The 19,069-nt window shown below is 34.3% G+C and carries 19 protein-coding genes and 1 riboswitch; of the genes, 1 reads left to right on the forward strand and 18 read right to left on the reverse strand.

Annotation, left to right across the window (positions count from 1 at the left end; genetic code table 11):
* Positions 1-52 precede the first annotated feature (52 nt).
* Positions 53-2,137 carry a TonB-dependent receptor plug domain-containing protein gene (locus AC3HD6_RS12585; RefSeq protein ID WP_488896636.1) on the forward strand — a complete coding sequence of 695 codons (2,085 nt, stop codon included), beginning with the start codon at positions 53-55 and terminating at the stop codon, positions 2,135-2,137.
* A gap of 144 nt (positions 2,138-2,281) precedes the next feature.
* On the opposite strand, the gene AC3HD6_RS12590 is transcribed toward AC3HD6_RS12585, so the two are convergent.
* The 18 genes from AC3HD6_RS12590 to AC3HD6_RS12675 form a co-directional block, all read right to left on the reverse strand.
* A complete protein-coding gene (locus AC3HD6_RS12590) occupies positions 2,282-3,280 on the reverse strand; it encodes a T9SS type A sorting domain-containing protein (protein ID WP_488896637.1) in 999 nt (332 codons plus the stop codon).
* Between the two features lie 132 nt (positions 3,281-3,412).
* Positions 3,413-4,060: a 3,4-dihydroxy-2-butanone-4-phosphate synthase gene (gene ribB / locus AC3HD6_RS12595; protein ID WP_488896638.1), complete on the reverse strand. Its 648-nt coding sequence runs from the start codon at positions 4,058-4,060 to the stop codon at positions 3,413-3,415.
* 92 nt (positions 4,061-4,152) lie between these two features.
* Positions 4,153-4,278: riboswitch (FMN riboswitch) on the reverse strand.
* A 192-nt stretch (positions 4,279-4,470) separates the two neighbouring features.
* On the reverse strand, positions 4,471-4,959 hold the full coding sequence (locus tag AC3HD6_RS12600) for a GDYXXLXY domain-containing protein (protein WP_488896639.1): 489 nt from the start codon (positions 4,957-4,959) through the stop codon (positions 4,471-4,473).
* The gene (locus AC3HD6_RS12605; RefSeq protein ID WP_488896640.1) at positions 4,946-6,016 is read right to left on the reverse strand and encodes a DUF4401 domain-containing protein; all 1,071 of its coding nucleotides are present in this window, start codon (positions 6,014-6,016) and stop codon (positions 4,946-4,948) included. The genes AC3HD6_RS12600 and AC3HD6_RS12605 overlap by 14 nt, the downstream gene beginning before the upstream one ends.
* Positions 6,006-6,959, reverse strand: a complete 954-nt coding sequence (locus AC3HD6_RS12610; protein WP_488896641.1) for a DUF2157 domain-containing protein — start codon at positions 6,957-6,959, stop codon at positions 6,006-6,008. The genes AC3HD6_RS12605 and AC3HD6_RS12610 overlap by 11 nt, the downstream gene beginning before the upstream one ends.
* A 78-nt stretch (positions 6,960-7,037) precedes the next feature.
* Complete coding sequence (locus AC3HD6_RS12615; protein ID WP_488896642.1) at positions 7,038-7,676, reverse strand: DUF4272 domain-containing protein; 639 nt, start codon at positions 7,674-7,676, stop codon at positions 7,038-7,040.
* A 62-nt stretch (positions 7,677-7,738) separates the two neighbouring features.
* A complete protein-coding gene (locus tag AC3HD6_RS12620; protein WP_488896643.1) occupies positions 7,739-8,089 on the reverse strand; it encodes a DUF2200 domain-containing protein in 351 nt (116 codons plus the stop codon).
* A 17-nt stretch (positions 8,090-8,106) separates the two neighbouring features.
* Positions 8,107-8,883, reverse strand: a complete 777-nt coding sequence (locus AC3HD6_RS12625) for an alpha/beta fold hydrolase (RefSeq protein ID WP_488896644.1) — start codon at positions 8,881-8,883, stop codon at positions 8,107-8,109.
* Positions 8,884-8,993: 110 nt separating this feature from the next.
* Positions 8,994-9,749, reverse strand: a complete 756-nt coding sequence (gene blaCHM, locus AC3HD6_RS12630) for a CHM family subclass B1 metallo-beta-lactamase (RefSeq protein WP_488896645.1) — start codon at positions 9,747-9,749, stop codon at positions 8,994-8,996.
* A gap of 210 nt (positions 9,750-9,959) precedes the next feature.
* The gene (locus tag AC3HD6_RS12635; protein ID WP_488896646.1) at positions 9,960-10,799 is read right to left on the reverse strand and encodes a hypothetical protein; all 840 of its coding nucleotides are present in this window, start codon (positions 10,797-10,799) and stop codon (positions 9,960-9,962) included.
* Between the two features lie 627 nt (positions 10,800-11,426).
* On the reverse strand, positions 11,427-12,443 hold the full coding sequence (locus AC3HD6_RS12640; RefSeq protein ID WP_488896647.1) for a DUF2268 domain-containing putative Zn-dependent protease: 1,017 nt from the start codon (positions 12,441-12,443) through the stop codon (positions 11,427-11,429).
* Positions 12,444-12,469: 26 nt separating this feature from the next.
* On the reverse strand, positions 12,470-13,528 hold the full coding sequence (locus AC3HD6_RS12645) for a hypothetical protein (RefSeq protein ID WP_488896648.1): 1,059 nt from the start codon (positions 13,526-13,528) through the stop codon (positions 12,470-12,472).
* 135 nt (positions 13,529-13,663) lie between these two features.
* The gene (locus AC3HD6_RS12650; RefSeq protein ID WP_488896649.1) at positions 13,664-14,233 is read right to left on the reverse strand and encodes a hypothetical protein; all 570 of its coding nucleotides are present in this window, start codon (positions 14,231-14,233) and stop codon (positions 13,664-13,666) included.
* 51 nt (positions 14,234-14,284) lie between these two features.
* Complete coding sequence (locus tag AC3HD6_RS12655) at positions 14,285-14,788, reverse strand: DinB family protein (RefSeq protein ID WP_488896650.1); 504 nt, start codon at positions 14,786-14,788, stop codon at positions 14,285-14,287.
* 32 nt (positions 14,789-14,820) lie between these two features.
* Positions 14,821-15,204 carry a 5-carboxymethyl-2-hydroxymuconate Delta-isomerase gene (locus tag AC3HD6_RS12660; protein WP_488896651.1) on the reverse strand — a complete coding sequence of 128 codons (384 nt, stop codon included), beginning with the start codon at positions 15,202-15,204 and terminating at the stop codon, positions 14,821-14,823.
* A 109-nt stretch (positions 15,205-15,313) separates the two neighbouring features.
* Positions 15,314-16,924: a serine hydrolase gene (locus AC3HD6_RS12665; protein ID WP_488896652.1), complete on the reverse strand. Its 1,611-nt coding sequence runs from the start codon at positions 16,922-16,924 to the stop codon at positions 15,314-15,316.
* 67 nt (positions 16,925-16,991) lie between these two features.
* On the reverse strand, positions 16,992-18,377 hold the full coding sequence (locus AC3HD6_RS12670; protein ID WP_488896653.1) for a serine hydrolase domain-containing protein: 1,386 nt from the start codon (positions 18,375-18,377) through the stop codon (positions 16,992-16,994).
* A 5-nt stretch (positions 18,378-18,382) separates the two neighbouring features.
* Positions 18,383-19,057, reverse strand: a complete 675-nt coding sequence (locus AC3HD6_RS12675; protein ID WP_488896654.1) for a hypothetical protein — start codon at positions 19,055-19,057, stop codon at positions 18,383-18,385.
* Positions 19,058-19,069 lie beyond the last annotated feature (12 nt).

The following is a 19,069-nucleotide window of genomic DNA, read 5'->3' on the forward strand; positions in this document are numbered from 1 at the left end:
AATGTAATGGATTTTATGAATGAATTGTCCTAAAAGTATAATCCGTTCTGATATGAAAAAAACGATATATACCATTTGCTTTCTCTGTGGAACGCTGGCTTTTTCGCAGGAGATAAAGAATGATACAGTGGGTGCTGCTGAAACAAAAGAGCTACAGGAAATCATTGTAAAAGCACAGCGTAAGAAGCAGTTTGCAGATAAAGCGGTGTATACTTTTGATAAGGAAGCATTGGAAAGAGCACGGTATGCAAAGGATTTGCTCGAGACACTTCCTGAACTGCAGCTGGACCCCGTTTCTAACACTATTATGAGCACAAAAGGAGGAACTACTTTATTTCTTATCAACGGAGTTGAAGCTACAGATCTTCAGATCAGAAGTGTTGCCCCAAGTGAAGTGGTAAAAGTGGAATATTATGATATTCCGCCGGCAAGATGGGCAACACGGGCAGATATTGTGGTGAATATTCTTACCAGATCTACAGAGACAGGATATGTTTTTGGAGCGGAGGGATCTTCAGCGCTCAATACAGGTTTTGTGAATGCTTCTGCCTATGCTAATTATACAAAAGGTAAGAATGATATTGGGCTGGAATATTCTATTAATTTAAGAGATTACACAGACAGAAGGGTAAATAGTATCTATGATTATCAGTTGAATGATCAGCATTATCGTTCTAATGAGGACAGAAGAGACCATTTTGGGTATACTTTCCAGAGTGTAGCCTTGCGCTATACCCGTTTGGTTCCGGATGATTATGCTTTTCAGGCAAAATTGAATATGGATATTTTCAGCCGATTTTCAAAAGGGATTGGGCAGAGTATTTTTACTGTAGACAATACTGGTGAGGAGCATTCTATGTTTAAGAATAATGGTTCAGATTATGTGATTCCTAAGCTTGATCTTTACTACTCTAAAAAAGTAGGAACAAAGGATGAACTGAGCGTTAATGTTGTAGGTTCAGATTATACTACCAATACTTGGGAAACTGCTAAAGAATGGGTGACGGGAACAGGTGTTTCTGTGTATGATAATGATATGATTTTGAAGGCAAAACAGACTAGTTTTGTAGGTGAACTGGCACATATTCACGATTTTGCAGCTGGAAAGCTTTCATCAGGATATCGTATTTCCAGATCTTCAATAGCTAATGATCTGAGTAACCTTTCCGGATATTCTCAATATAAGGTTACCTATCTTGAACAATATCTTTATACTGAGTTTTCAGGAAAAATAGATAAATTCAGCTATCGTATTGGGGCGGGGTTGACCAATATCCATAATAAAAGTGCAGAAAATACCTTTGATGAATGGTCTTTTACTCCCAAAATAGTATTGGCCTATCAGCTGAAAAATAATCAAAGCCTCCGTTTCACCAGCAGCTATAAGCCCATAAGCCCATGGAGTAGTGCGCTCAGCAGTAATGTTGTGCAGCTGGCTCCCAATATTGTACAGAGAGGAAATCCTTTTCTTAAATCCCAGCAGAAATGGTCGAATAGCCTTACCTATTCAATGAATAATAAGTATTTCGATTTTAATGCAAACCTATTCTATACATATACAGATCGGATCATTAATCAATATTACGTATTGGATGATGTATTTGGAGGGTATGCACTCACTTACGAAAATGGGAAATATTCTCAGCAGGTTGGGGCTTTTCTTTCAGGCTCTTATAAGCCTTTCGGGAATAATCTTTTGGTCATAAAGGCAAATTTATCACCTACTTCCGAAATGGTAAAAACCAGCAGCGGTACTGTGATTAAAAATAATTACCTCGCCAATTATTTTTTGCTGTCTTCAGAATATAAAAAATTCACTGTACAGTATCAGTTTAATATTCCAACATATAGTCTTAGCGGTGCTTTCCTGAATACCAATGAGAATCAAAATAATATTTTTATCCGATATAAACATAAAAATCTAACTTTTTCCACAGGGATGTACTGGATAGGAATGCCTTCGGAATATAAAACAAAAAGTCTGTCTGAAAGCCTAGTAGATTACAGGCTTCATACGCAGATTATGAATAATAAGTCGATGTTTATACTGGGAATAAGCTATGATTTCTCTAAAGGTAAAAAAACTGAGCTTCAGAAAAAGCTGAATAATGATACAGCTCCGGCTGCGACATTTTAAGAGGATGGAAGTTGGAAGCAGGAGGCAGGAAAATACTTGAAGGCATAAGATAGATGAAATGTTCTTTAGGGGATTTCTTGTGCTCTTCTTTAAATTAATTGCATCAAAAAAATCTCGTTCATCTATTTTGAACGAGATTTTTTATTATTTTTTGATAAATTTTATATTCTTTTTGGGTTCGGAATTTTTTCCAGTGATTTCGATAAAATAAGACGCTGGCGGAAGATCGGAGACCTGTATGTTTCCGGAATTTGCATCAGCTGTTTTAATAAGCCTTCCATCCAAACTGTAAATGTTCGCTTTTGAATAATTTTCTGTATTTCCTTTGAATCCGATAAAATCTTGAGCGGGATTAGGATACACACTGAAATTTTCTTTTTTGATGGGATTACTTACTGCCAGTGTTCCCATATTTAAAGCTATTGCTGTGGATGTCGTCTGATTAATCGCCAAGGCAGGTACCGAAATATTTAAGTTAGTAGAACTGAGCAACGGATATCTGTGACCAGCATCATAATAAGAATATACAGTATTGCTAACAGTACCCAAAGGATTAGTAAATGTTATATCAATAGGTAAATGCAAGGTGAAATTCTGGATAAATTTTACCCTAAGAACATTATTATAAGTCTGCCCATTCAGGAGTAATGTACCATAAGCATCCGCTTGAACAGATGTGGTACCCACGCATATTCCATTGAGTACAGAAGAAATAAAAGTTCCCTTGGCAGTATCAGTCTGTGCCGGCCCGAAGGTAGTAGGATAGTTGATGTAAGTCCCGTTATCCATGCTTAAATTCAGAGTGATCTGGGGATTTACAATTCCAGTGATCTCTAGTTTTGCAGCGGAAGCTTTATAAAGTATGGCAGTTGCTCCATCAACCATTTTAATATTAGAGCCGGGAAAAGTACTGATCTCACTGGCTGAAGGTGTTAAATAGCTAACAAGTGTAGGTATTCCCATAGTAAGGCTTCCATTTGAAAATGTTGCGTTCGCTCCGGTTGCAGAGTTATCCACAGTCCCGTTGATAGTTCTATTATCGACAATATCATTGAGGATAGGGTCATGGGAAGCTTTTGTAAGTGTAATCTGAGCCGAAAACATTGCACAAGCCCCCAACAGAAGAAGGATCGATTTTTTCATGGCCAATTTTTTATTAAAGTTAGTTAAAAAAATGAAATAATTTTTATGCTAAATAGCTTTTAACGAAATAATTAAATAAAAAACCACCCAACAAGGTCGAGTGGCTATTCTGTGCATTAAATGAATTTAAGTTTAGTTGCTCATTACCATTTTTCGGTACGCATAGATATCTTCAATGGTGACTACACTCATCCCTTTTTTAAGGGCAAAGTCTACGATTTCCGGAAGTCTGGCCATAGAGCCATCTTCATTGGTCAACTCGCAAAGTACAGCGTCGTCTCCCAGATTAGCCATTTTTACAAGGTCTACACTTCCTTCTGTATGTCCACGTCTTTCAAATACTCCATCTTTTTTAGCAATCAGAGGAAATACGTGTCCCGGGCTTGCAATGTGCTCAGCCAATGCATTTTCAGCAACGGCTGTTCTGATGGTGGTTACACGGTCTTTTGCTGAAACTCCCGATTCTACGCCCTCTCTGGCTTCAATAGAAATGGTAAATGCGGTTTGGTTTTTTGAATTGTTGTTTTCCACCATCGGACGAAGATTCAGATGCTTACTCTTTTCTTCGGAAATGCATAAGCAAACGATGCCACTGCATTCGCGGATCAAAAGAGCCATGTCTTGTTCTGTAATAGTGGAAGCGGGAAAGATGATGTCACCCTCGTTTTCACGGTTTTCATCGTCTACTAAAAGAATACCTTTTCCCTGTTGTAATGTTGAAAGTGCTTTTTCTACACGTTCTTTAGAGGTTGCTCCAAATTGTTCTAATAATTTTTCCATGTTATTTTACTTTTAAAAGTTAAAATAGTCTTCGGTACATGGAAATGAAATACAATACCATAAGAGCCCGCAAGGGATCTTACCGTATGTCTCATTTTCTTCTCCCATCCAGACTTTAACTGTCGGTTTTGGAATTTCACCAAATCAGTCCCTTCAAAAGAAAGGAGTCGCGGACTGTAACCGCCGGTAGGGAATTTCACCCTGCCCCGAAGAAAACTTATACTAAGTTTTACTGTATGTATTAATTTAAATTTTTTATTTCATTGAATACATTTAATGCACAAGTCGCTAATTTCGGAAAGTTTTCTGAAATGAGAAAGTGTTTTTTGATAGGATTTATCAATAGTTGACGGGTTTTAAATCCAGATAAGAGTGGATTTTGTATGTATTTTTCTAAGATGAATAGATTTTTATTGAATCAATTTTAAGTGATCATCGTATAACCCTATTAATAAGCTATTTCCATCTTTGTCAGTTTTTATTCCACCATAAGCAGCTTTGCTGTATTTTTCAGCATGTCCTTCCTGGAAGAAGAAAGATTCTGCTCCGATATTAATCCTCCAGCTGTTGGGTGAAGTATATTTGATGAGGTATTCTCCGGATTTCAATGGAGTTGCATTTTTTTGAAAGCGAACCCGCTGAGCAACCCCTTTGGAATCAAGCTTTACAACACAATAGCCACGGTTTGGAATTTTTTCAACATTAATATTATTGACAATGTCATACCGTAAGCTCATATAGTCACCCTGCATCAGGGAACGGGGATCTACTGGAGCCAGTTTTAACAAGATAGGTTGTCCATTCTTTAGTAAAGTTTCTTTTTCCATTATAGAATAATTGAAATATACCAATAAGAGAACAAGATTAACAATGATGATAAGCCATTTATATTTTTTCATGGGTGGTCAGTTTTTTGTGAGTAAAAAAATAAATGGTCAAAAAGAGGATTCCTGATGCAAACAAGAGTATAGATTTGGTTAGTAACGTGAAATTAAGATCATAGTAAAACCTTCCGATAAAAGAGATTAAAGCTATGATCGATACAACCAAACCGGTTTTGTAATTGGTATAAAAGCTTAATAGCATAATGAGAATAGCTCCTGCTATGGTAGGCGTTAATAAAGTAGGTGATAAAACCAGAACTGTAAGAGCATAAATAATGATTTGATCAAGTGTATTGGTAATCTGTAATGTTTTGAATAGAAGAAATATCACATAAAGTATAGCTATTACAATCACAAGAGATGGTATCCAGTCATAATAATACTCTGAAATGCGGAAAAAAGATGCGAATCCTAAAAATGCAAGGGCGAATATGAATGAAAATACCATTCCTGTTCGGATCGGATCATACAATTTAGATAAAATTTTATTTTTGGTTATTATTTTTGATTCCTGCAAAAACAAATAAGTGTTGATGGCTGCCTGGAATATAAGAATCGCTGAGGTTAAGTTAAAGATATGATTGTTCTGGGCAAATGCGAATATAGTTCCGTTAATAATAAATATGGAAATAAAAGAGAGTATATAGCTTTGAACCAAAAATAAAGTACAGAGTGCAATAGCAATGAATGCTATATAAATACTATCTCCTTCAGAAGCAAGCCCGATTCCAAGAAGTGAAAAACCGGTAATAAAAAAAGTGACACTCAAAGTATCTACAAGTGTTTTTCCTGATATCCTACTGATAAAAGATGATACTGCTATACAGATCATCCCCAATATACTTGCTCCTATCTCTGAATCGATAATTTGGATCGTAAAAATAAAGCCTAAAAAGGCAAGACAGGCCATTATTCCACCAAAAATGGATAGTATTTTGATAGATAATGACTGATGATTAGTGTTTTTTTCTTCATAAGCCGCCATGATAGTTTCTTCATCAAAATGAATTTCCCTGCTGCTTTTATCCTGAAGAAAATCCATCAGGTTTTTAATATTTTCTCTATTTGTCATTTTTCCATTTTTTTTGAAGGATCATCAGATTTTTAATAATGAGTGTGATACTCACCACTACGAAAAAGAAAACCAATAAGAACATGGCTTCGTGATCCCCTGTTTTGAATAATAAAGTACAGATAATAACAACAATACTTAATGGGATAATCGCAAAATAAAAGCTGTTCTTTGTTTTGAGTCCATACCAGATACCTGAAGCATATGTGATAATGCTGAGCGGGATTAAAAGAAGTATTAAAGTTTTGTGACTGTCAGTAAAATCAAGGCAAAGCCCTAAGGTTGATAAACTGACAACTGCCAGTGATAAAATGTTGGTAAACCAATGGGGAATATTGAGTTTTTTATAATAAGAAAGAAGGAGTGATCCTACCAAAATGGCAAGATTAAGGCTAAAAAGTAAAAGGATAATGATGCTCTCGTTCCAATCTTTAGCCACTTGTTCCGAATAGAGAACAAGAGTAGTATTGATTAAAACCACATACAAAAGCCATAAAGGAGCAAAACCAGAAACGATCACCCAGAGTGTTATAGATATGGTCCATGCGAGAAAGAAGTCATAAGCATCTGCACCGGTTTGGTAGATCTGTCCGAATACGGCAAACAAAACTCCCACAAGGGCAGCAGCTCCGGTGAGAATAGTATTTCTGATAGTGTTATTGATTTTGGGAAGTAATGCTAAAACTGTAGTAATTATTATTAAAACCTCCGTTAATCCAATTTTTACAAACTTTGGTAATTCTGCCCAGTTATAGGCAAAAAAGAAAATGATTCCCGATACGGTAAACCCAATTCCCAGGCTGATTAAAAATAATTTAAGAAATTTTTGCCAGGCTTCTTTACTGTTGTATATATTATCTTTAAGTAAAGTGTTGATATCTTCTTCACTCAGATTGCTGTGCCGGCTGAGAATTTGAATGTCTTCTCTCTGTATATTTTTCATTTAAAGTGTATAAGGTATTGGCAGTCGGTTGCTGTGCTAATGAATAGTTAATCAATTATTTTATAGAATCAGAATTCATTAGGTATCGCAGGAAATATGGTCCCATTCCTGATCCATATAGTTTGTCAGCCAATTTAAAGCATAGTGTCTCTCATAGACAATTCCAGGATGCACCTGAGTCATTTCCCTGTTGTTGATTCTGGCATCTACACAAGCCCAATCGTATCTGTAGTATAGGTCGCTGGCATCAAGGATTTCTGATTTGGAGCGAATTTCATGATGAGCATTAATAAAGTCATTAGGATCCCTGTCACCACCCACAGGGTATTTTTCAAAAGGTATATTATTGAGATCACACAATTCATTAGGAAATGGCAAGATATCTACTATTTTTAAAGCCCATAGTAAAACCCAGATGCATTCGCATTTCCAGGTTTCCTGAAACTTTTTTGCTTCCGTAGGATCAGAGAGAAAGTCTTTTTCTTTGGGGGTTACATATTCCCAAAGATCATATTCTATCAGATAATCCGTCGCAGTTTCTGAATCTATGGTATTAAAAGCTACAAAATTAGTAATGGCGAGTATAGCCACCCTTGCAGCTATTTCTTTGGGTGCTCTCAGTTGGGTTTCCTCTTCAGATTCTATATGAGGAAGGTTAATATTGATTTTAATGCCTTCTTTTTTAAGAATGTCCTCTGTTCTTTCTTTTCTTGTCATTTGTATTGGATGTGATGCTAAGTTTAAAATATTATTTAGTGATGAAGGAGGAATAGCTAAAATTATTCCCTTAATATCTTTTCCATCTTTTTTCCTTTGGCCAATTCATCAATCAGTTTATCAAGATATCGGATATTTCTCATCAGTTCATCTTCTATTTCCTCAATACGGTATCCACAGATCACTCCTTTGATTAATGATGCATTAGGATTCATCTGGGGAGCTTGTTCAAAGAAAGTTTTAAAATCATTTCTACTATTCAGCTGTTCCTGAATGGCTTGTTCATCATAGCCGGTCAGCCAATGGATAATTTCATGAACTTCTGATTTTGTCCGCCCCTTTTTTTCTGCTTTTTGAATATAATGTGGATAAACACTGGCAAAAGCTGTTGTAAAGATTTTTGTATTCTGCATGGCTTTGTATCTGATGCTTAGATTAATTTTTCTAATACTTCCTCAAGAATCGTATTGAATTCTTCTGGTTTTTCAAGCATAGGATAATGTCCAACTTCTGTAATCGTTACATAGTTGTAGTCCTTAAGATACTTACGGTTGTTTTCAATATGGGTAGGGGATGCGTCAGAATTAATAGCAATTACGGGAACCTGAACCTGCTTTGCAATATTTCTGAAATCAGTCTGATATAAAGGTTTGAGTGCATGGATTGCTTTTTCCGGTTCATTTTGAAGGAACTCTTGTTGTACTCTTTCCTTTACGGCAGAAGGAGTTTGTTCTGCAAAAAGATATTGGGGAAGAATGTTTTCCACAGCATATTTAAAGTCAGAACGATAAGTGGATAATATTTGTTCTACCTGTTCCTTAGTAAAAGCTTCATCCAGGTTTTTCAAGGTGTCTATCAAAACCAAAGCTTTTACTTTTGGAATTTTTAAAGAGGCTTCAAGTACATAAGCACCACTCATTGAATGTCCAACAAGAATAATTTCCTGGGCATCTATCACATCAGCTACTGCTTTTATATCTTCAGCATATTGGGAACTGGTCCAGTTTTTTCTGGCAGAATCAGATTTTCCGTGTCCAGCAAGATCTATTTGGATAATGTGATGCTTTGGGGTGAAATATTTTTGTTGGTCACTCCACCACTCGGCATTTCCAAGCCAGCCATGGATGAGAATGATCGCTGTATTTCCGTTTCCGGATTCTTTGTAATGAATTTTCTGATTATCTGAAGAAACTGCATATTTTTCCATTGAACTTCTATTTTATGTTGGTGTGTGACTAATTTTAAAGAAACTAAGGTACAAAAAGCTGGCAGAAATTGAAAAGATTCATTTCTGTAGGGCCTTTTAACTCTGTGTTTTTATTGAGTTTTGAATAATTTGATCGTATAGTCGAGCAATTTTTGATCTCCATATTCACCATGTCCCGGAACCACAATTTTTACATTAGGATATTCTTTTTTTACATTTTCTACAGTGGCAGACCATGTTGAAACATTGGCATCTCCCAAATATCCTTTGCTGGCTTCCAGTTCTTTTAGGAGACAGCCTCCGAATACTATATTTTCAGTGGGGAAATAACCTACAATATTATCTTTTGTATGGCCTTCCCCAAAGAATTTGCTAATTGTTTTTTCATTCCCAACTTTTAATATCAATGAATCGTTAAAGCTGTTTTGAGGAGTGACAAAATTATTTTCTCTGGCTAATTCAATGGTTTTAGAATAGGAATATGAAGGAATATTATGATTATGAAAGGCTTGTAAACCACCTAAACTATCATCGTGAAAATGGGTAGGAATAATAGCGTTGATTTTTGCATGAAGCGTTGTATTGATCCATTGTATCAATTCTTCTGAACTTTTGTCATTGGTAGGAGTATCAAAAACAATTGTTTCTCCACTGTTTTTTACAATAAGCCCATTGCAGGGAACATTCCCGAAATCATGAGTTTGTTTAAATGATGTGTGGATAAATGCGTTTTCTGAAATCTGTGTAATGATGAGGTTTTTAGATGCATATATTTTCTTTGCTGTAAAGTTATTTGAGTGTTGAGAACCGCAACTTAAGATGGTTGAAGAAAATAAGATGATGAATAAACTTTTAATGACTCTCATGTTTTATTTTTAAAGGATGTTCTGAAGTTTAAATTACAAAATATTAACTGATGGAATTAAGCAAAGAATTATTTTTTTATCGCTCAATCCATAAATTTATCAAAGAAACTCATTCACATATCTTGAGGCTCTTTATCAGTAGTGACTCATAAAAAGATCCCTGAAAAGATTGACGCTTTTCAGGGATTGTGGAAGAGTTAAAATTGTTTTTTATTTCTTGGGTTCAGACTTGATGTTAATAATTAAAACGGCGTAAGAGTTTCCGGAAATATCTTTTATTTCGCATTTGAAATAGATAAGGTTCTTTAAAATTTTCTGCTGAAAAACTTCAATCCGGAATTCTGTTCCTATAGGCATTGCTTTTGAGGCATATCCTTCCAAGTTATCAACTTCATAAGTTTCCCGGTTTCCCAGAAAGTTAAAGATTTCTCGGAGTACACAATTGGCGATGAAAACAAATGGAACAATTGGGTAGTTTTCAAAATGGCCTTTGCATTGATTTGGGGTAAAAGGCATGATGGAAATGATAAACTGATGAGGGGCCTCAGTTTTGCTTATTTTGCCGTCCGGAAGTTTCTCGTCATAGTTTTCAACAGGAGTGTCGTTAAAAAAATCTTTGTAAAAACGCTGGAATGAATCCTGAGTAATGATATAATAATCCAGTTCAAAAGAATACAGTATTTCTCCTGATTGCTTATCTTTTGCATTCAGACAGGACTTGCCTTTTCTATTAGATTCCAGATAACTTGCACCAGTAATGGATATGACATCTGGAGTGGGCTTATAAGATAATTTTCTGATCCTTAATTTTTCTCCCAAAAAATAAATCTTTTCTTGGGATGAATCATTGAGTATTCTGTACAGGCTGTAACTTCCTAATGATGCTAATGTTTTTGGAAGATGGGTAAAGTTCTCATTACTAAAATCCTGTCCCGGTATTTCTGTTTCTATAGTGTGTCCATTGAAAATAATATTTTCCGGAATCGTAATGTAAGGAATTGTTTCCCCAATATAAGGGATGATGCTTTTTTGAATGTCGGTTGTTGTCATTGAATGAGGGTATTAAGTTGTTTTCATTTTTTGTGGATAACTTTTCCAGCAATAGTAGCTGTGAGCGATTGGTCATGTCAACAGGATATTGACATTATTTTTCTATATACCAGATTTAGAATAGTGAGAGAAGGTAAAGCTGGTGATGTACATCTAACTAGAAAATCTTTGTTTCCTTTTTTTTATGGAATTTGACCATTTTTATATTTCTTTCTATAGTGATTTGATTGATCTTTTAAAATTACATAAAAAATTGTTATAAATGTTTATGATTAATTAATTGTGGTATTTTTTTAATAGAAAATAAATGGATTATAGACTAAATAAGGCTGATAATAGGCTTTTGAAAAAGTTATCCACATCAAGTTATTAACAAATAAAAATAAATGTGAATAACTTGATGTGGATATTTATTATGTTTAAATGATTGATTAATATGTTTTTATGATCTATTTATATTTGTAGTTTAAAAGTTATCCACATTGATTAATGAGTATTGATTGCCTGATTGAAAAGTTATCCACATATTTTATTCATAAACTCATAAGCCGTAAAACTTTGTATTCTTCCATTGAGAAGAATAGCAATAAAAGTGGAAATTTTTGTTTATTTTGAAATTGTATTTTTCTACAGGTTTTCTATATAATTTTCGTAACCACTTTTTTCCAGAAGGTCGTTAGGACTTAAATGATAGATATCCTTCCATGAATCCAGACCATTTTTTTCAACATATTTTTCAATGATCCTGAACCCCAGCCAATAGTTCATAGATTTTGGAGCATCTGGAAATAGTTTGAGTCTATCATTTCTCAATAATGGATTATTCCCTGAACGGTCAGCAAAATAAGGTTTTAATTTTGTGAATATTTCTTTCTCGTTTCTGAGATACCAATTCCAATTCTCTTTTGTCATATGCTCTACAGCTTCATATTTCTCCATCTTGCGGTTAAAAAACACATAGGTAAAGTAGCAGGCAAAACCTTCGTCTATGGTCTGGGCCAAAGCAGTTCCTCCGTTGCTGTCAGTATTCCTGAAATGTTCATACACCAGATGATTCAATTCATGAGGAAGTCCTTTTTCAAGGGTGTAGAGAATATCTACCTCTTTATTATTAAGTTCTAAGGCAAATTGTTCAGCATTGCATCCACCAAATGAAATTCCTATGATCGGAGTGAAGAGTAAGCTTATTTTAGCCTTAGGTTGATAGGGGACCAGCTTGTTGAATTGAGTAAGAGTATTTTGAAAATGTTTTTTCAGATCAATACTTAAAATAATATTGGCCTTATCTTCCAACTCCGGTTTATTTTTTTCATAAAAGGTTTGGTTCCAGGCTATCATGCCTTTAGGATTATTGAAAAGATGAGCATTCTCTTCCCCAAAAATAACTGCATAGCAGCTGTCCCATAATTTTTTATGAGGCAGATAAACATTTTTAAGAATCCTTGTGGAGTCGTATTGATGGTTTTTATGAGCAAGAAGCTGATGCTTAAAGAGATTGTTGATTACAATGTTTTCAACTTTTACACTATCAGCAACCTTTTCTAATCTGTTATAATCAAAATTTTTATCAACAATAGAGGATGAAGGCTTTATAGAACAAGAGAATATGACAAATGCTGATAAAAATAGAATAATTTTTTTCATTGAATGAGTTTCCGATTATTAAAGGATTATTGTATTGGTGTTAATGCTTTTGAGTTTCTTGTGATCGCAACATATTGAAAATAATCCAATGTATGAGTGTTGGGTTGTGGTGTGAAGCTTTCTCCAAACATTCTGGATTTTATGGATATTAATTTATCAGCCTTTTGATAAGGAGAATGATTACCATTGAGTTTGAATACTGTTATGGTATTGGGCTGGGCCAAATCTTTGAAATCATTAATTCCTTTTACCAACATCAACGGGCCATCAGCATTCATCCAGTCTATTTTTTCATCTTCAGGGGTAGGGAACTGCGGATTTTTTGGAAGATACATTTCACTATCCAGCGGATAACTTACAATACTTGATGTTTTAAAACCTGAATTTTTAAGCCTTTCTGCAAAAGGTTTTTCATTCTTTTTTACCCCATGCTGAAGCACATGATAAAATCCGAAAAGTCCGTAGAATTTTTCATGTTCAATGTTCAGTTTTTTCACCGAGTTTTTAAAATTGATGATCATGACCGAATCTCTGGAGATCTTACGGGAATTATCATTGAAATCTGTATCAATTCCAATGACGGATATTTTCAAAGAATCTTTTAGGGTTTGATTATAATCATAAATAGTATTCCATTTTTCCATTAATTCTTTGCTGGATTGTTGTGGAATTCTCTTCTTTACAGCGACTACAACTTCTTTAAGCAGGTTTTGATCCTTTGTATTTCCATGAAGGAAGAGGTTTAGCTTATGTGAATAAGTGCTGTCCATCTCAGCAATATAGTATTTGACACCCGTTTTTTGATTTAGAAATTTCAGAAAATCAAGGTCCAGCTTCTGATTATCAGCATATCCATGAATTTCACCCAAAAGGATAACCTGTGAACTATAGAAGCTATCATCAAATAATTTACCATCTATTTTATCATTAACGGACACCTGATTATTTTTCAGATAGCTTGTAAATTCAGAATCTTTTCCACCAATAAAAATTGTATTACTGATAAATACATAAAGAATAGAAATTAAAATGATAACAAATACAGATAGTAAAAAGTATTTGAAGAATTTGAAAATTTTTTTCATGGGTTATTTTTAAACCAATATATTATAAAAAAAGAATGGAAAAAAATTTTAGAGACCGAATGGTAGATTTTTATTTCTGAATGGTAATTGATAAAGCTTTGTTGAATTAATTGATCTAGTTGTTTAGAAAATGAATTAAGTAAATTGAAAGGTAAAGTATTTTTTTCTGCAACGTGAGCATTGGAAAGTGGCTATTTCTCTTAAACTCTCTGGAGCACCATAGGTTTTAAAATTATAATATTCATTTTTTTCTTTGATGCCGTTTTCCCAATATATATAATGAATACTGATTTTATAGAGCTCATCTTCATTTTGTGGATAACCCGTAAATTCCGTAATGTTTTCACAACAGAGAGGAATATCAGGTTTTTGCATAAATAATGGGATATCCGGTGTGCGATTATATTTTTCTGTTAACATCATTTTGAGTTCAGTGGTTCGAGCATTAGGAAGGTTAAGCAAATTTAGGTACCTTTCAATGGTCTCTTCATACAGAAAACTACAGGTATGCATCATGGGTTTAGATTGCAGGCAATCTTGGCAGGCAGCATAAATATCCTCATCAATCTCGCCGTTTTCTAGAATAACTTTTCCTTGGTAAGGATATAAATCTATATCAGATTTTCCACAGACGTGGCATTCTGTGTAATATTCATCAAGTTTTTCAAGGGCGTGATCGGAAATAAGTTCGAAGATTTTTCCCATTTAATAATGTATTCAGACAGATGTTATGGTGTTATATGCAATGAAAATAATTTATTCTTTGTCTTTATAAATATTCCAGAAGTTAAAATCGGTCATAGGAGCATCTGTTATTCCTACATTCCGGCCCATTGTAACGATTTGGCCTCTATGGTAAGTTCCATGAAGAATGACATGCTGGATATATTCATATTTTGAAAAATCGCATTGAAACCATTGGGACTCTATCTTTACATTTTTGGCTAGATCTTCTTCAGATAAGCTTTCCACATAATCAACCAGCTTTTGCGAGTTATTTTTTATGTTGTTGAACACTTCTTCTTTACTGGTTTCAGCGGCGGTTTTGGCAAAATCGAAATCGTTGTTTTCAGAAATATAACTCCACCAATATTCCTGAGTCTGCCAGATATGATGCAGGGTTTTCAGAATCGTCGGAAAGCTGGAAATTACTTCCTGATTAAGTTGTTCATCAGATTTTGTGGATAGCCAGTCAATGTATTTATTGACTACCCAATTGTTGTACTGAACGGTTTTGTCGATTAAAGTTTTTAAGCTCATAGTATTAATATTTTGTGGTTTAACAATGAGAATCAAAGCCCGAAATGTCGATCATGATTTTTATTTTCAGGATTGATAAGGGCTTTATTGCTATAAGTTGCGGCTTCAAATTCACTGATATTGACTGATAGGAATGAAATGTCAGAAAATAATTCTGTAAGCCGTATTGATATCTGCTTTGAAAGGTCAGCTTTTTGTTCAGTACTGCATCCCTGCATAATGTATCCGAAGACATGGAGAAAGTTTTTTTTATATTCTCCCAGTCGATAGTATTGATAGGGCTGCAACCTTATTTTAATGTCATTTACAGCAAATAAACCTGTTGACTCAGCCACACTGTATACCGCATCCATGATTTCATCCGGAGTTCTTTGTTGGAGGATATCTTGTGAGCATTCTATAATAAAATGAGGCATATGAAATCTTTGGTAATATGATTTTTGTCATGTAAAAATAAGAAAAATATGAATCCATTTTCAAATAAAAAACCGCTCTATTTTGAACGGTTTTTATCGTATTAATTTTTTATAACACAGATTTTGTAATGCTATATTGAGGTTTTATAGGATCAGACATATCCAGGATAATATCATACCGGCCATCTTCCGCTATCGGGAAATCATAAGCATTAAGGGCGATGGTTTTTCCATCACTATTTAACCCCAGATTATAGCTCCAATCGTTATCTACTCTGAATTTTAAATTCCCTTTTTTCAGATTGAAGTTTTTAAGAAAATAATGATTTGGGTTTTGGGGATCTTCTTGCAATGGGGTGTCTTTTCCGTCCCATCCGCCTGGTGTTGCATTTCCAATGATTCCCCATAAATATTGGTTTGCTGTTCTTGTCCCTGTTTTTATACTTCCATCGCGGAGTTTAACTGTTATAGTATTGATTTTTCCGGTTGCGTCTGGTTTAAAGGTGAATGCAAAGTTTTCATCCAATTGAAATGAAGTATTGCTGATAGGGAATAATGAACATATTGGATACCCTTTCTCCCTGAAAAGGACTTGGTCATCTATAACGGTTACGTAGAATTTAGTGTCTCCTGTAGAATAAACTCCCTCTAGTTTTTTTAACTCTTGTGAATTAACTTTTGGAACAGCAGGCATCTTATTCGGTTTATTGTATACTATATTTTCAATTTTCGGTACAATGAGATCTGTGTGAGATAAAGTAGAATTTGACATCGCAATGAAGCAAATATCATCATCCAGAATTCTGTAATAGATACTTCGGTAACCTGGCCCGCCGCCGCCATGCCCAATTCTTTTTTTACCATCAACAATTAAGACATCACTGCCTAATCCGTAATGGTCATTAAGATAAGGGGTAAACATTTTTTCAATGGTTTCCTTTTTTAGAATGGTATTGGTTTTAAAAGATTCATTGAATTTGAAGAGATCCTCAACAGTAGAATACATGGCTCCTGCAGCAAAAGGGTGATCAGTTTTAAAACGAAAGGCTTCGTTGAACGTGTGATCTGATAAAAAATCATAACCCAGCGCTTTATTTTCATCTGTAACCTTGTTAAAATGGAATCCGGTATGATTCATTTGCAGCGGTTTTAGGATATAGCTTTCAATCGCTTTATCGTAATCCATGCCTGAGGCTTTCTTGATAATATATCCAAGAATATAATATCCGGAGTTGGAGTAATCCCATTGTTTACCGGGCGAAAAATTCAGAGGTTTTGCAGAAATAAATTTGATGAATGTTTCTTCATCTATTGTATTTTCTGAATTGGTATCATTGGGAATTCCTGAGGTATGGGAAAGGAGGTTGGCGATGGTGATGCTGTCTCCTTTAGGAAAATTGGGATAATATTTGGAAAGCTTGTCGTTGATCGATAATTTTCCTTCCTCTTCCAGCTTCAGAATAACTGTAGCTGTAAACATTTTTGTGGTAGAAAAGATCCGATAAAGACTATTATTGGTATTTTTTTCTTTTTTAGGACCGTTTTTATAGCCATAACTTTTTTCGAAAATAATTTTCCCTTTTTCAGCAACCAGAATAGTTCCACTGAATTTGCCAGCTTGGTCATAAGCCGTTAATAATTGTTCAAGTTGCTTAGTCTTTTGTGAAAAAGCAGGATTGACTGCCAGTAGTACCATAAGGCAGATTAGAATAGATCTCATGTAATTTTTATTATAAGACAATTGTTTCTGGGATAATGTTACATCCAACGGTAAGAAAAACGAATAGTTATTTTTTTGTTGTTTGGGTTAATAGCTCAAAACACAATTGATCAATCGATTCATTGATTGAAGAAACATTGGAAAGAATAATAACCGCTGTGTGATCCTCCATATTAAGAGTCATTGAAGAAGAATATCCACCCGTTCCGCCATTGTGGAAAAACACTTCCTTATTGTTTTTAGTGGTAATAATATGCCAGCCCAAACCGATTTTTGTTTTATCATTTACTGTAAACGTAGGCTTTCTGGTTAAAGCCAGTTCTTTATTTTTGGGATTAAATTGTGCATTTGCAAATTTTGCAAGGTCTCCGGTTGTGGATAAAATACCACCCGCTCCGAAAAGGACATCCCAGTCCCAGTTCGAAACAAGATCTCCATTGATATTACGTCCTTTGATAAGTGCATCACCCAAATGTTGAGAAGAGGTAAAAGACTGAGACATTCCATATTGATCAAAAACTGTTTTTTGCAATAAGTTTTGAAATGTAGTTTTTTGGGATAGTCCTAATGTATAACCCAATAATCCTGCACCAAGGTTAGAGTAAGAAGATTCTTTAGAGGTTTTATGCTCAATTGTCATTAGGTTTTTAAGATAATCCTCAAGGTCTTTTGTATGATATTTTAAATAAGGATTCTTTAGATCTGATAAATCCAGGTTTTGAGGTAAACGAGGGAGCCCTGAGGTATGATTGGCAAGCTCTTCAAAGCTGATTTTTTTATTGTCCTTAAAAGGGAATGAATAATATAAATTGATAGGATCTGTAAGCTTTATCTTATTAGTTTCTACCAGGGAAGCGAGAACAGTAGAGGTAAATACTTTTGAAATGGAACCGATTTCAAAAATCTTATTTTGATTTTCAACAGGCTTTATAGAGTCATGGTCTTTTATAATACCATAATAATTTGTTTTCCCGTTTTGAATAACTACAATAGAGAGTTGAGTATTTTCAGGAAATTTGAGGGCTGTAGAATAAATAGCAGCGGCTATTTCTTTTGGATAGGAGGTGAGGGCATTGGTTATTTTTTCCGGATCTTTATAAGGCTTAATAAATAGGCCATTGATTTTATTTTGAGAATCTAATGAAATATTAACCATCAGAATTCCTTTATCAAATTGGGTTTTATAAGCTGCATAGGTTGACTGTTGATAATTTATGAATTCTGTATTTTTCATATTTCCGACCTGAGCTTTTAAGTCAGAGAAAAATTGTTTGTTTTTATCAATGGGTAATGATTGTTTCATTTCTGGGGCAAAACTGTTGAAAATCTCATCATATTTCCCGGTATTGAAGTTCTTCCGAAACTGGTCGATGCTATGGCTGTAGTTTTCAGTTTGGGCGGTTAGGCTACTGCTCAATATGATTAAAATTAAGATGTAAAATAGCTTTTTCATGGTGATCATTTTTGATTTTCTTTCTCTTTAATTTTAAATGTAACTGTTTTTCTGTAGGAAATAATATCATTGATTTCTAAAGCTTTTTTAGGATAAGCAAACCCATTTTTAATTTTGAAATAAGGAGAAGGATAATACATCTTCTGACATATTTTATCACAACTCCCCAATGCTATTTTTATTATATCATCTTTGTTGATATCGAATGTTTTCAATTTTTTATGGCCATTGGGGGTGGTTAATAAACCTACCCACTTGCCATCAATTTTATAAACCGGATCATAGATGTATTTCTGATGGAAAAAATCACCGTTTTTATTTTTAGAAATGTACAGGATTACATTTTCATATTCTTCAAAATCTGGGCGACCATAGTGATCATAGGCATTAAACTCAACATTTTCTTTCGGAAGTCGGTTCATTAAATTTTTCATCACAGAATATTTGCAATGAAATGCATTGTCCATTACATATGAATGATGTATAACAGTCAGCGTATCTCCTGTTTCCGAATCTACTTCCTTTGTTCTTTTTTCTCCTTGTTTTGTATTGGGATTAAATTCTTCAACGCTAATTTTTTTACCAATGAAAATATATAAATTTTCACTTTCCTTTATTTCCTGGGAAAAACCGAAAGTGGATATAATAATAAAAAAAGATAAAAGAATTTTAGCGGACATAGGTTGTGCTAG

It is taken from the genome of Chryseobacterium sp. II3a (assembly GCF_057815135.1).

Excerpts from the sequence above, each read along its gene's own strand:
- AC3HD6_RS12645 (WP_488896648.1), bottom strand. The coding sequence starts at position 13,528 with ATGAAAAAAATTTTCAAATTCTTCAAATACTTTTTACTATCTGTATTT.
- AC3HD6_RS12610 (WP_488896641.1), bottom strand. The coding sequence starts at position 6,959 with ATGAAAAATATACAGAGAGAAGACATTCAAATTCTCAGCCGGCACAGC.
- AC3HD6_RS12615 (WP_488896642.1), bottom strand. The coding sequence starts at position 7,676 with ATGACAAGAAAAGAAAGAACAGAGGACATTCTTAAAAAAGAAGGCATT.
- AC3HD6_RS12670 (WP_488896653.1), bottom strand. The coding sequence starts at position 18,377 with ATGAAAAAGCTATTTTACATCTTAATTTTAATCATATTGAGCAGTAGC.
- blaCHM (WP_488896645.1), bottom strand. The coding sequence starts at position 9,749 with ATGAGAGTCATTAAAAGTTTATTCATCATCTTATTTTCTTCAACCATC.
- AC3HD6_RS12675 (WP_488896654.1), bottom strand. The coding sequence starts at position 19,057 with ATGTCCGCTAAAATTCTTTTATCTTTTTTTATTATTATATCCACTTTC.
- AC3HD6_RS12635 (WP_488896646.1), bottom strand. The coding sequence starts at position 10,799 with ATGACAACAACCGACATTCAAAAAAGCATCATCCCTTATATTGGGGAA.
- ribB (WP_488896638.1), bottom strand. The coding sequence starts at position 4,060 with ATGGAAAAATTATTAGAACAATTTGGAGCAACCTCTAAAGAACGTGTA.
- AC3HD6_RS12585 (WP_488896636.1), top strand. The coding sequence starts at position 53 with ATGAAAAAAACGATATATACCATTTGCTTTCTCTGTGGAACGCTGGCT.
- AC3HD6_RS12640 (WP_488896647.1), bottom strand. The coding sequence starts at position 12,443 with ATGAAAAAAATTATTCTATTTTTATCAGCATTTGTCATATTCTCTTGT.
- AC3HD6_RS12605 (WP_488896640.1), bottom strand. The coding sequence starts at position 6,016 with ATGACAAATAGAGAAAATATTAAAAACCTGATGGATTTTCTTCAGGAT.
- AC3HD6_RS12625 (WP_488896644.1), bottom strand. The coding sequence starts at position 8,883 with ATGGAAAAATATGCAGTTTCTTCAGATAATCAGAAAATTCATTACAAA.
- AC3HD6_RS12590 (WP_488896637.1), bottom strand. The coding sequence starts at position 3,280 with ATGAAAAAATCGATCCTTCTTCTGTTGGGGGCTTGTGCAATGTTTTCG.
- AC3HD6_RS12600 (WP_488896639.1), bottom strand. The coding sequence starts at position 4,959 with ATGAAAAAATATAAATGGCTTATCATCATTGTTAATCTTGTTCTCTTA.
- AC3HD6_RS12660 (WP_488896651.1), bottom strand. The coding sequence starts at position 15,204 with ATGCCTCATTTTATTATAGAATGCTCACAAGATATCCTCCAACAAAGA.
- AC3HD6_RS12665 (WP_488896652.1), bottom strand. The coding sequence starts at position 16,924 with ATGAGATCTATTCTAATCTGCCTTATGGTACTACTGGCAGTCAATCCT.
- AC3HD6_RS12620 (WP_488896643.1), bottom strand. The coding sequence starts at position 8,089 with ATGCAGAATACAAAAATCTTTACAACAGCTTTTGCCAGTGTTTATCCA.
- AC3HD6_RS12650 (WP_488896649.1), bottom strand. The coding sequence starts at position 14,233 with ATGGGAAAAATCTTCGAACTTATTTCCGATCACGCCCTTGAAAAACTT.
- AC3HD6_RS12655 (WP_488896650.1), bottom strand. The coding sequence starts at position 14,788 with ATGAGCTTAAAAACTTTAATCGACAAAACCGTTCAGTACAACAATTGG.